11 protein-coding genes are annotated in these 12977 nt (G+C 38.2%); 1 reads left to right on the top strand and 10 read right to left on the bottom strand.

All coding sequences use genetic code 11. From position 1 onward, the window contains the following. Positions 1–217: 217 nt before the first annotated feature. The 7 genes from MR764_RS03030 to mobC all read right to left on the bottom strand — a co-directional run bounded on the left by MR764_RS03030 (position 218) and on the right by mobC (position 8951). The gene (locus tag MR764_RS03030) at positions 218–1675 is read right to left on the bottom strand and encodes a DUF3945 domain-containing protein (RefSeq protein ID WP_247977915.1); all 1458 of its coding nucleotides are present in this window, start codon (positions 1673–1675) and stop codon (positions 218–220) included. Positions 1676–1911: 236 nt separating this feature from the next. Further along, entirely contained in the window at positions 1912–2949 is a 1038-nt protein-coding gene (locus MR764_RS03025; RefSeq protein ID WP_247977914.1) for a nucleoid-associated protein, read from the bottom strand. Positions 2950–2952: 3 nt separating this feature from the next. Further along, a complete protein-coding gene (locus MR764_RS03020; protein ID WP_247977913.1) occupies positions 2953–4815 on the bottom strand; it encodes a DUF3732 domain-containing protein in 1863 nt (620 codons plus the stop codon). Further along, positions 4812–5264 carry a three component ABC system middle component gene (locus MR764_RS03015; RefSeq protein WP_247977912.1) on the bottom strand — a complete coding sequence of 151 codons (453 nt, stop codon included), beginning with the start codon at positions 5262–5264 and terminating at the stop codon, positions 4812–4814. The genes MR764_RS03020 and MR764_RS03015 overlap by 4 nt, the downstream gene beginning before the upstream one ends. After that, on the bottom strand, positions 5261–6496 hold the full coding sequence (locus MR764_RS03010) for an ABC-three component system protein (RefSeq protein WP_247977911.1): 1236 nt from the start codon (positions 6494–6496) through the stop codon (positions 5261–5263). The genes MR764_RS03015 and MR764_RS03010 overlap by 4 nt, the downstream gene beginning before the upstream one ends. Before the next feature lie 71 nt (positions 6497–6567). Then, positions 6568–6789, bottom strand: coding sequence for a helix-turn-helix transcriptional regulator (locus tag MR764_RS03005; protein ID WP_247977910.1), 222 nt, complete (start codon positions 6787–6789; stop codon positions 6568–6570). Positions 6790–6941: 152 nt separating this feature from the next. Then, a complete protein-coding gene (gene mobC, locus MR764_RS03000; RefSeq protein WP_247977909.1) occupies positions 6942–8951 on the bottom strand; it encodes a conjugal transfer protein MobC in 2010 nt (669 codons plus the stop codon). A gap of 173 nt (positions 8952–9124) precedes the next feature. Between mobC and MR764_RS02995 the strand changes: the two genes are divergently transcribed. Beyond that, positions 9125–9982: a toll/interleukin-1 receptor domain-containing protein gene (locus tag MR764_RS02995; RefSeq protein WP_247977908.1), complete on the top strand. Its 858-nt coding sequence runs from the start codon at positions 9125–9127 to the stop codon at positions 9980–9982. A gap of 12 nt (positions 9983–9994) precedes the next feature. Here the strand turns inward: MR764_RS02995 and MR764_RS02990 are convergent, their stop codons facing one another. The 3 genes from MR764_RS02990 to mobB are packed head-to-tail and all read right to left on the bottom strand — an operon-like array spanning position 9995 to position 12977. Further along, the gene (locus tag MR764_RS02990; RefSeq protein ID WP_247977907.1) at positions 9995–10894 is read right to left on the bottom strand and encodes a nucleotidyl transferase AbiEii/AbiGii toxin family protein; all 900 of its coding nucleotides are present in this window, start codon (positions 10892–10894) and stop codon (positions 9995–9997) included. Beyond that, positions 10887–11657, bottom strand: a complete 771-nt coding sequence (locus MR764_RS02985; RefSeq protein ID WP_247977906.1) for a type IV toxin-antitoxin system AbiEi family antitoxin — start codon at positions 11655–11657, stop codon at positions 10887–10889. The genes MR764_RS02990 and MR764_RS02985 overlap by 8 nt, the downstream gene beginning before the upstream one ends. Positions 11658–11714: 57 nt before the next feature. Further along, positions 11715–12977 carry a conjugal transfer protein MobB gene (mobB, locus tag MR764_RS02980; protein ID WP_247977905.1) on the bottom strand — a complete coding sequence of 421 codons (1263 nt, stop codon included), beginning with the start codon at positions 12975–12977 and terminating at the stop codon, positions 11715–11717.

Raw genomic sequence — 12977 nt, 5'->3', positions numbered from 1 at the left:
ACGGATATTTAGTGGTTGAAAAAGGGAGAGGTTATCAGGCAAAAACGCCCCGGGTTCCCACCCGGAGCGCACCACTAAAATATCCGTCACCGACAAACAATAAACAAAGAAAAGTTATGCCTATTGAAGAAAGCAGCGGTATATTCAGTGGTAAATATAACTATTCCCGGTTGAACTTGTCTTCAGTGATTTCAGCCGGAACTGTTTAAAACAGAACTCAGATTTTAATCCCGCTTTTCTTTGCAGCAGGCTTGCGTGCTTCTTGCTTAAACTGGCTTTCGGTGGGTTTTTGCTGTCCCTGTTTTAATGGCTCTTTTACATTTTTGGTCGCTTCATTGGTTTTGCCATCGTTGTTGACAGCTACCTGAGTTTTGCTTTCTTCAGCAGGTTTCACTTCTGCGCCCTGCTTTTTAGCCTTGTCTGGATTCCATTTGAAAAAATCGAATTTCATTTTTTCAGGATTAGGTTTTACCCACGCGTTGAATGGTTCCCCCTTATCATCTTTCAGCATTCCCCTGATGTAAGTGGCCTGGCCTGCTTTAAGGAATTCCTGCTGTTTTTCAGTCAACTCAACGCCAAGCAATTTTTTGGGGATGAAGAGTTGCTTTTGTTTTTCTGATTCCCCTTCCGGTGCATTTTCTTTTTGCTGGCGGCGGACTTTATTCTCTTGTGAATAGCGGTTACGGTCGAGCCCTTCATACGAAAAATCAAACTTTTTGTCCGACGCATTGATTTGGATATATCCGTCAAAAAATCGGTCTGTTCGGGAAACCATTTTCTCTATCAGCACTTTTTCTCCTGCTCCAAGCCTGAGTTGCTGGTCTTCAGAAAGGTCTGCCCCCTTTATTTTATTGGGAATGGAGATGTTCTCCACGGGTAGGGCTTCGAGTTTGTTGGTAAGCCGGTCGAGCGAAACAAAAGCCGGAGTTTTCTGTCCGGGCGAAGGTTCCAGTTCAATCACCCGCCCAGCATTTAATGATTGCCGCAGGTTTTCCTTATCCTGTTCATTAAGAAGGACACCGTGAAAAGGGGCATCCAGGTTAGGCTTTTCCTGCCAGTAATGCGGTATGATTTTGAGCGAGCCATCGGTTTGCTCTTCCAACGATACACGTCCTTTGGTAGGAACTCGGATACCCGGTTCCAGTTCAGGGTTTAGAGGAATCATTTGCGGTGATTTGTGACAGTAGGACATAGCTTTGAGATGAGGTTCCAAATCGGCAGCGTTGATCCCGTATTTTTGAAGTTCCTGCCGGTCTATTTTACTGACATCCATCGGCTGGAAAGTGCCCTGGGAAGTTTCATCACCGCCACCCTGTGTTTGTTGCGCGTTCTGTTTCTGTACCTTTTCAAGATACTCTACCGGATTTATACGGTGTAGTTCCAGTTCGTGAGGGTCGAGGTCGATTTTGACAAGTTTATCCAGCATTTTTTCTGTCATCAGGAAAAATCCCGTGTGTGTGGGTTGCTGCGCCTGTTCGACCATCTTTTTGAAAAACGCCTCCAGCATGGGCTCGTTCGTATTCACGGCAAAAAGGCTGTTTTGATTTTTTGCTGAAGGTTCCTCTGTTTGGATGTTGCCTTTCTCATCCATCCCGGTGACGGCTTTTACTTTGCCATCATTTACATCTTTGACGAGTAATACTTTTTTGTCGTCGTTACTGATTTTTTCGTCCATCTTACGAATGTTTTAGTTGTTGCACCACTATTGATGCATGGACGAATTTATGCGTAACTGCATGACAAGTAAAGGGATGTGCGGATGGTGGCAGCTTGAGGAACTGTGTTGGTGGTTTGTGGCGTTTCTGGGAAGTTTGTATGATTCAGATAACAACAAATAGAAGTTCTGCTACTGAAACAGATAATATCATTGATGCTGTGTTATCTTTAACAAATAGCCTTTGTAACGCGTTGTTAACTCTCCTCTTGGTAATAAATCTTGTAGTACTTTCGCCCATTTTCATCAACCCCTTGCTCTATTAAGTTGCGGTTACCATGAATATAAATATGAAAATTTTTATCAAGTTTTAAAACGCTTTTAAATACCCGAGCCTGTTTTTTTACTGCCTGAGATGAAATTTCAAAGTTATCGGATAGTTCAACTTTATTTTCCTCGCGGTATGAGTTGTTAAAGTTTCTGAAAGAATCAATTACGCTTTCATCCTGAAAGACTTCATTCTCAAAATCCGATTTATCAAACTTTTCATGCGTTTTAAAATAGTTAACAGAACGGTTCAATATATCAATCTGGTCGGCTTTTGAGACTTCAAAATCGTCCGCAATTTGTTTAGTAACAAATTGCTTAGTAATTCCTAAAAATTGATTTGTCTGATGATAACCGTTATTTACTGGTCGAACGCCTAAAAAATCATCTTTCCAATATTGTGCTTCATAACCTTTATTGGTATTATCGACAACGGAAACAGTATAGCCGTTTTCTTTATCGGTATTAAATATTAAACATCCTTTATCTAATTTATTGATGTTGATTCCTTTTACACCTGATAACCCATACCCGTTTTTTATTGTATCTATTTTTAGAACTGTTTCTTTATTTTCAGACTTAAATATCCCGATACAATCAACCGTTTTATCATTGAGTTGACAATCCTTAAAATATGCTATGCAAAGTTCTCCCGGTTTTATTTGAGGATGGGTGCTTTTATCGTATAGATAGCGTGCTACATTCTGGGATTGTCCGATAAATGCTTCCTTATCCTGAAAAACAGATTTAATGAATTGATAAATAGGATTAAGCTCTAAATCCGGACTAAAATAGAACTGAAACAATTCCTCAGATTTAAAGCTATTGCCTATCAATATTTTGACGTATTCTTCTGTATTTCCGTAATCAGTTAATTCATCGGAAAACCGTACTCCATCTCCATTATTTTTATTTCCTACAAAATGGATTATTAATTTGTCCATTTTACCGACAATAGCATTCATCATACATTATTTGTTATAAACTTCACTTGGAATTAAACCTTTTCCATCAATAAATTCGTCAACAGTGTGAAAATATGACAAGTCATTTTCTTCCCAATATTCCTTTGAGGCATGTTCAACCATGAAAATTTGAAAGTGTTGTTTTTTCTGTATCAAAATATAATCGACAAATGAATTTAACAGAGTGAACGCATCAAGCAATTTTATCTTGTCATCATTTTTACCTTCATAATATGGAGTACTGGGTTGGTCGATAAATAAAAACTTCGGAATATGATTTTCCTGAATTTTAATTACGTGTTCATGCAGCCCTAAATAAACACATAGGTGCATAAACATGTAATTTGAAGCACTTCCAACATTTTCCAATGGAAATTGAAGCTGGTCTGAAGGGGGATATAATTTTAAAATCATTTTAGAATCATCGAAAACAGTCCTGTAATCATCATATGCTGTTAGCGATTTTAGTTGACTATAGTTGCGTTGAATGCTTTCATTCAACAATGTTTTCATTGTGTATTTTATCTGTTCTGTTTCCGCCGGAACACTGGCTAAACGACTCTTTTCTTCGTTTAATTTATTTAGCTTTATTGTATCTATGGGGGTAATTAATTTTTCTTTTTGTATTTGCTCAAATTCATGTTTTATTTCGCCTAAAGCAATAAATTTTTCACCTTCTGCCAGATAGTTCTTTTTAATTTCATTCAATTGGGAAATCCTTTTATCGATGTCCTGTAATTGCCCCCTTAGTTCTTTAATATCTCCTGATACTTTTAACGGTTTTGTAATTTTTTGGGAAAGGTTTTCCTTAATATTTTTTAAAGAACTTTCCAGAGATTCCATAAACATTTTTGTTTCGTATGAATCGATTAATTGGTCTGACAGTTTTTGATTCAAAAACTCGATTGGTTGCAGGCTATCAGCCGATTTATCCAAGTTCTTTTTGTATAGGTCAAATTCTTTTTGGTATTGATTGATAGCATTAATTTGAGCCTGTACCTCATTTTTTCTTTTATATAAATTATCTATCTCATTAAATAATTGCGCATTTTTTGCAACTTTCCTGATATTAGCAATAACGTCCTGAATTATTGATATTTCCTCATTCACATTTTCAAAATATTCTGAATAGTCGATGAAGTTGTATTTTTTGCATTTTTCAATTAGCCTTAAAATACCCAGTTCAAAATTTTTAGTTTTTCTCTGGTTCTTTGTTTCCTGATTTTGTATTTTCTTTAGCTCTGCTTCTATTTCTTTCAATTTTTCTTTGGCTTTGATATTTTTCAAATCATTGACTCCAATAACTAAATCGAAAATATGCCCCAAAGCTTCATCGTATTCATCTTTACCATAAAATGTAGTGTCAAAATAGGTCTCAGGTGCATCTATAATAGTTTGTGTTAACGAATTAAAGAGTAAGAAATGCCTGTATGAGAGGTTAAACGTTGATTTGTCTGATTCTTTTCCATAAGGAAATCTGAGAGCATCCGTTATTCCGTATTCTTCGTCAAGCTTTGACTTTATCTCTGACACCGTTATGTTGCTTTCAGGCTTGTCCGGTAAAGCTCCTATATTGAAATATACTTCAGAAGAAACAGCCCCATTAATCGGTGTTTTTCTGACTATTGATATTTCTTTGTCGTTTATTGTAAAACGAATGCCAAACCACAGTACTTTTTCAATAATTGTATTTGCAATAGTTACTTTTCCTGATAGGAGGCAATAATCTATTATATTCCAAAAGCTGGTTTTTCCAGTAGTTGAATCACCAGTAACAACATTTATTTTATTCGCTAAGAAAAAATAACTTTTAGGTTCTGCATTTTCATCTTTGAACCAAAGCTTTATTTCGTGCAGTATGAATTTCATAGTTGAATATTTAGCATTTTATACAATTGAGATGTTGAATATTTCTCTATTACAGACAAAAACTTTGGTGTGATTTTTTCTATTTTTTGAAATCTTGTCCCCAAATTTTGTCTGTCGAAAATAATATTTCCAATAGACGAAATCTGAGTGTCAATTTTTATTTGATTGCTCTTACTTAATAATAGTAACGAATTAATAGTTACGGGCAGTAATGATAAATACCTTTTATTAAAAGAAACAAATAAACGGGGCTGTTCCTTTATAATTTGCACCAAGTCAGTTTCAATATGCTTGTTTCTATCTAAATAATTTACGGTTCTGTCGTCCAGTAAAAAAGGTAGGATTAAGCAGGAACGAGCAATATCTAATTCATCAGTATTATTCAGTATTGATAAAAAGATGCAACTGGCGATTGCCTCATTATTATAGGTGTAGTATATTTCTTTCATCCCTTTTTATATTTATTTTCCCAATCATAGTGCCAGCCAATTTCCAGATTATCTGATAAAGCATAATAGTGCCCATTGCTAAAATCTATTCCAAGAGAAGAATAGCCCGGTATAGATAAATTTTGCTCTCTCACGTATTCAACCAGTTTAATTGCCAATTTTTTTATATCCTCTTCAAATTCAACGATATCAGAGCCTGAATTTATTTTATTTTCAATTTGTCGGTATTTGGATTTAAACTTGTTGGCCCATTTTGAAATGCTTTCTTGTTTAAATTCTTCTGCTTCGGTAAGTAAAATAAAGTTTTCTTCATCTGACCAATAGGTAAAATGCCTGAGAAACTTCAACATTAGTGTTGTATATTTTCTAATGTCTTCTGAACCGCTTTGAACTTCCCCAATATCAAGAAGTTGTTTTATAAAAATCTGGCTTTCTAAATCTTCTGGCAATAATATTGGAAAGTTTCTTCTCGGTAGTGGTTTTGTCTCGGAAGCAACTTTAAAACACCTGCCAAATTTTTTATTAAAATCATCAAATGAAATATCAAATTTATTACTGTCTTTAATATCTAAATATTTTGTTGCTTGCAGGTTTGAATATAAACTGTCAAAAATTGCTTCTGCTATACGAGGGTCTTTGTATAACTCAATTAATCTGTTTTTTATTTTCTCTATAATATGGTCAACTCCGGTTTCGATGGTCAGTTTCTGCAAGAATTGTTTTAACCCAGTTTTTCCAATAGAACGTACATTTTTAATATATTTTGTTAATGTTTCGTCCTCTGTTTTACTTTCTAATTCTTTTAACTTTTGTACTACATCGTCAATGTTTTTGTCCGTTTTGTGCTGAATTATTAAATTGATGAGCTCATTATTATTCTCATTCTTATTGGTTACCAGTATAAATGAATGTGTTTTTAGGAAATTTTTATTTTTCTTATTAGCTTTTATTAAGTCAGCCCAAATGTTCAGTGTCTTCCACAAATCAGAATCTAATGTGGTCAAATTTTTTATCGCACCACTCGAACTTTTAAGGATACTATGTTTTGCTTGAAATAATATTGTAGTCTCGTCTTCTTTATCGATATGAATATCGTCTTTAACCTCAAATCCAATTTTTTGTCCCATTTTAAGGTCAAGTGCTAATAGCATAAAATAATAGAATTGATAATCAAAACCTATTGATTGTGCACCTGCGGTATGTTGTTCCTGGATTGTTTGTGCTTTATTCATATCAAATAATCTATTTGTTTCCGTCCAATTCCCTGATATATAATATATTTTCTGTGTGCTTTAAATTGATTTCAGAATTTTTTATTGGGTGAAACTAATAGTTCCCTTGCATCAACATTTAAGGCATTAGCAATTCGAAAAAGGGATTCCATTGTAGGCTGAACTTCGTTTGTACACCATTTTGAAACGGTCGTCCTGTTCACTTCTAATTTCGCTGCCAGCCATAAGTTTGTTTTTCCCTGTTCAGCTAATACTGCTTTAATTCTATTATAAACACGCTTCTCTTTGGCCACTTTTTAAGTATCTTTTGCTATTAAAGTAGCAATATAAGCATATTTTTAGAAATAAATTCAATGTTTTAAATGTTGTGAGCGGAGTACGGTATACAATTAGAAAATTATATGAAAAGTTATTATCACAAGGAAAATAATCTGAATTGTTTTTTCTATTCCTTTTTCGGTAACAAATAAGAAAGTGCTGGGTCATTTTTTATCCGTTCCAGTTCATCGACGACGATTTGTTTTGTTTCTTCTTTGATGCGGTTGTAATTGTCCTGAATCATTTCCTTTATGCGGTTAACACCGCTTTTGTCCACGAAATTAGTGATTACCGGAATCTGCTTGTAGCCTCTAGTTTCGGAGGCAATCTTCGCACTATCAACAACAATTTCGGCATGAAAAATCTTTTGCTCGATGCGTTCATCAAAATTGTCGGCAACCGCCCCAACGAACATGCCCTGGGTAAGCGTGGAAATTTTACTGGCCGGGATAAGGCTGTCCAACTGGGTACTGATAGAAGTTGATTTATCATTGCGGTTGATGGTCATGGACTGGCGTTTCTGTAAAACCTTCCCGAAACGTTCCGACAGGTTTTTAGCCGTATCACCCACAACCTGGCCGGAGAAAATATTTCCGACCGTATTCATGACTACAGCAGCTTCCTTATCGCCGTAATCGCGTTTCAACTGTGAGAAATCCTGAAAGCCGAGCAATACCGCAACCTTGTTGCTACGGGCGGTTGCAATCAGGTTATCCAGTCCTTTGAAATAGATGGTTGGCAACTCATCGATGATAACCGAGCTTTTTAACTGACCTTTTTTATTGATAAGTTTTACGATACGGCTGTTATATAGCCCCAACGCTGCTCCGTAAATATTTTGACGGTCGGGATTGTTACCCACTACCAACACTTTTGGGTCATCGGGATTATTAATGTCCAGCGTAAATTCATCTCCAGACATTACCCAGTACAATTGCGGTGAAATCATCCTCGAAAGCGGGATTTTAGCCGATGCGATTTGCCCTTGTAACTGGTCCTGCGCCCCAGACATCCAAGCATCCATAAAGGGAGAAAGATAATTTTCCAGTTCGGGGTAACTAGTCAGAATCGGGAAAATATCTTCATACCGCTTGTTCAGGAACTCGATGGCATGGGGGAATGTGCAATACCGACCTTCCTTGTATATGCGTAAATACCAAATGATGGCTGCAAACAGGATAATAGGTGATTCTACAAAAAAGTCGCCTTGCTTTTGCACCCATGTCCGGTTCAGGTTTAGCATGATGGTATAGGCACTTTCATAGGCATCGGATATATCGCTCATAAACGAAGGATTAATCGGGTTGCACCGGTGTGAGCGTGCCGGGTCGTCGAAATTGATTACATAAAACGTCGGTACTTTTTTGTATCCACGTTGGTTTTTCAGCAGGTGGTTATAGGCAATCGTTGAGAGGTCGGGAAACTTAAAATCATAGATATATTGCGAATATCCTTTTTCTATTTGCTGCTTTATAAACTGGTTGATTACCGCATAACTTTTCCCGGAGCCGGGAGTTCCCAATACAATACCAGCACGAAAAGGATTTACAACGTTAATCCAGCCACTGTTCCATTTCTTTTTATAATAGAAACGGGTTGGAAGATTCACTGAATATTCATTTTCAATTAGGCGTGTTTCCTGCATAAAGGATTCGTTTTCGGTATTGAAGACATCATCCATCATATTGTTTTTCAAAAGACGGCTCATCCATACGCCGCCAGCCAGCAGGCAAAGATAACCTGTAGTCATTGTAAAAATATAGAAACCTGTTTTGGCAACTAATAGTATCGGCAAATCTAGCAACCACCAGTTGAAGAAGAAAAGGACAAAGCCAACAAAAAGGAATACGATAATTTTGTTCCATGTGATTTTTTCCTGTTTTACCCCTCTTGTTCCGAGACAGGATAAGGCCAGAAACACCAATGCGAAAAGTTTTGTGTAAAGAATGTTGCCAAATAATTTAGCAGTACGATTGAAATTCAGAAGTATTTTATCAACTACACCAATATTGATGCCCCATTCGACCATCGACTGGTAACAAAACCAATAAATATTGATGGTCACAAATAGAATACTCAGGGCACGCATAAAGTCCATGATCTTAGCCAGTGCCCTTAAATCGTCTTCCTGTTGCATATTACTTTGCTTTTAGATGTTCGAAAAACGAAAGTAAAAAGCCAGATAATGGAAAAACCTGATTTTAAAAGGCTGGCAGCTTATGGCGTCGTAATGATAGTTTGTGTCTGTTATCATTCTGAAGACAAAGCAAATATTCAAGCTGTTTCTTACTTTTGATAGAAAAAGAATTTATGGGTGTATTTATTAGTTATTCTTCGAAGGACAAGGCTTTTGTAGAAAGGTTATCAAAAAAACTAGTCGAAAATCGAGTTGGGGTGTGGTTGGATAAATGGGAAATGAAACCGGGAGATTCATTAATTGACAAAATACAAAATGGTCTTGATGATTCTTCCTATTTACTGGTTGTGCTTTCCAATCATTATGTACAGAGCGAATGGTGCCGAAAAGAACAAAATGCAGGACTTATAAAAGAGATAAATAGTAAAAAAGTTGTTGTTATTCCAATATTGTTAGAAGACTGCCCTATCCCTATATTTTTACAGGAAAAAGTGTATGCCGATTTCAGGGGTAACTTTGATGATGGATTTACAGAGTTGTTTAGGTCACTTTCCATCATTGCCAATGACCATATGGGACGGTTTTATAATCAGGGATTGACAGTTGATTTTGCATTTAACTGGGGAATGCTTGATGATTCGTTTTTTGTCTGGTTGGATTTTATCAATTTTCATAATAAAACTGAAAGAACATTCTTATTGCAGGTTGAAATTGAAGGAAATGATGTCGCAACTAAACGATTTGAGGAACATCTCCAAAATAACAGGGAATGGATAATGCCTGAAACTGTTCTTTTAGGACTTCATGAGCACCCACAATTAAATTCTCTTGAAATCCGAATCAGTAATGACCTGCCTTATTACAATCGAATAGCAATCAAAGACATTTCCTCAGAACAAATCTTTTATGTTACAATCAGAGGCGTTTTAACTGGAAAAGATGACGGAAACGATGTCCTAATTCATTTCAGTGATTATACAACTTGTTTGATGGAAGATCGACATGAAAGATTTTCCGGATACAGAAAGTAAATAGTCGCAATATTATATCATCCCGAAATGCCCCTTCAACCTATCCACCTCCTGCCGGTGCTTTGCTGGATTCTGAGTTTTCAATTTGTTAACATTGAGCAGTTTCCATTGCACGGAAGGAAAATCCCTGAAATCTGAGTAAGCTGATTTTTCCCATTGCGTGTCGTCTTCTTCAAAACTAACGAGGAATGCTTTGTCTTCTTCGCTCAGCATTGAGTTGACAAAAGCAATAAGCTGTTTACGTGCTGTTTCGTAGTTCTCATAAGTAAAAGGAATGTCAGTCATGCCACGAAACTGGTTTTCCAGGGCTTCCTGCTGGTTTATCGCGTGCGGAGCTAAGGATTCAATAAACGGTTTGTCGCTTCCCAGCAGGGCGAACATAAAACCCCGTTTCAAATTGTCGATTTTATCAGGTTCCATATAATTGTAATCGAACAAATCGCGTGGGTGTTGGCGGCTGAGAGCTGCTGCAATTTTTCCACCGTACAACTGTTCAACAGGTACGATTTGTGCTTTGCAGTACATCCCAAATTCTGCCTGCGCTTTATTGCATAATGGCATTTCAGTTGTGGGCCCGATAATGCCCCGTTTAATCCCGTTAACTTCAATTTTTACCGTGCTCCGCCCCAATGTGCATAAAAGCTTATTGGGTACCGGACGGATATTTATATTCGGCACTGCCCGTTGCAGTTGCTGACTAATTGCAGCCAGCTTTTTATCGATTTCTGTAAGGCTTTCGTCCCGCGGACCAAGTGGAATATAAGTTAAGTCCACATCCACCGAATAACGCGGAAGGTCTTTGATAAACAGGTTTATGGCCGTACCACCATGAACCGCAAAATTTTCCTCGCGATAGATTACAGGTAATATGCGGAGTAAAAGCCTGACCTGTTCTTTATAGAGGTTATTCATAATTTTTCAGTTCTTCGGGTATTACTATCTGGTATTTGCTGTCGTAAACACCGTTCGGTACAATTTCCCGTTTACCTCTCCCGGTATCTATTTTCTGCAAGTCCAGATCGTTGAGCCAGGCATGACCGGCTTTTTCTGCCATAAACAGGAATAAACGTTTCATTTTTACTGATGTAATTTGTTCCAGAAGGGCCTGTATGGTGCCGGGGCGAAGTGCAGTTAATTGTTCCATCACATAGTACAAGTCCATGAGGTTGTACTGCCGTGGAGAAAGGTTCAGGCATTCCATAAATGCGCGTTCCGGGGTGGAAACCAGTATTTCAAATGCACCTTGTATCATCGGGGTTATGCCGGTATCTGTATCGAAATATTCCGAGGTAACAAGTAATAAGTCCACACCCCAGTCATGTTTTTTAAGCCAGGACGGAACCCACTCGTCTTTAGGATGGCCGACATATACAACCGGTCTCCCCATAGGGACATAATGTGTGTATCCAGCCAGTTCCAGGGCTGATAACCCACCAACATAAAAGTGCTTGCCCGTTTGTTTGTTCAATGAATATAAAGCCCCGTATATGGTTGGGCTATCACCGGTACGGATCATCACACCTGCCCCTATAGAGGTCAGCCATTCGGAATCGCGGTAGCGTCGTTGCAAATCATAAGATATGCCGTTCTCTCTCATCCACGATGAAAAGAACAGACTCCCCGAAGGCAATTTCTGAAGTAATTGGTTTATTTTTATTGGTGTAACTGTACTCATAGTACAAATATACTCAAAAAAATAAACCAAAAATAATATCCGATTGGAATATATCATTTATGTCTGTCTCCCATATCTCCGTTTTTTCTTTTTCCGTTTTTTGCGAACCTGTTGCTGGTTTTCGTAGTAGGATTCCGGCTCCGGCGAGAAAATTGAGAACAGGCTACTGATTGCGGATTCAATATGCCCGGCTTGACTGTTAGCCTGTGAGAACGGTTCAGCCGCAGGCGTGAACGGTTCTTTTTCGCCCGCCTGTTTTGTGTGTCCTTCGACTGCCGGGGACTCTCTAAACAGGTCATTAAATACATTGGCAGAAAACTCTTTGCCCAGCCTGGAACCGTTCAGTACACAACGGCTTTGATGGTCGATAAAAGTTACTCCGGTAATCCGCCCTGTATTGTTTCGCCGGAGATATAAGTCAATATCTTTTCCCTGTAACTTTTGACGCAGTTCCGTTTCATTCCCGGTTTCTTGCATTACACCTGCAACCAACGGGCGCAGGCGTTCGCGGTATCCCTTTTCTTTTATCAGGGTGGTGGATTTCTCCATCCGCTCTTCAAGCGCACTGACCCCGACTGTTTTCCCGAAAGCAGATGATTTGATAGGTGTTCCGGCTTTGTTCCCTTCAACATCCAGCGCGGAATAGAGCAATCCGCGATAAGGCTTTCCGCTTCGAGTTCCCTGTACTTCTTCCACACCGATGTTGTAGAGGGATAACAAGGCCCGGTATTCTCCCATTGTCTGGAACCGGTACATTGCAACTGTCGGTTTAATGACTGAACCGATTTGCTTTTTTAAATCACCTTTCTCTGCATCCACTGGCTTAAACTGCCATTGTTCCAATTGTTTTTGCTCTTTGGCGCGGTGCAGGCCGTATTTCTTTTCCAGCTTTTCAGTCGCAGCCACACTTCGTAAATTGCGTTTGCTGTCATTGATTTTTTTACCCTCACTATCCACCTGTAACGAAACGATATGGATATGTTCCCGACCGATATCTGAATGTTTGAAAATCAGGTATGGTTGAGCACCGTACCCCATCAACTGCAGATATTCGCTTCCAATGTCTGCAAGTTGTTCATCCGTCAAATTGTCATCCGGGTGCGGATTGAGCGATATATGAATGACCGGTTTTTCAGTGCGGTAATGCGAGGGCAACCAACGGTTAAAGGCTTCGGTACACGTAGCCACACTAAAGCGGCCATCCTCCGGTTCGGGGATAATATTCGATGCGAGCACCTTTCCCAACCCTTCGTTTACCTTCTCCTGGTTGTAGGCAAGAGCACCGTAAATGTCTTTTCCGGTGGTTATTTTGGCAATCAT

It is taken from the genome of Maribellus sp. YY47, assembly GCF_023111095.1.
GTDB lineage: Bacteria > Bacteroidota > Bacteroidia > Bacteroidales > Prolixibacteraceae > Draconibacterium.
Note: the sequence above shows the minus strand (reverse complement) of the source record. Positions and strands in the feature narration are given on the sequence as shown.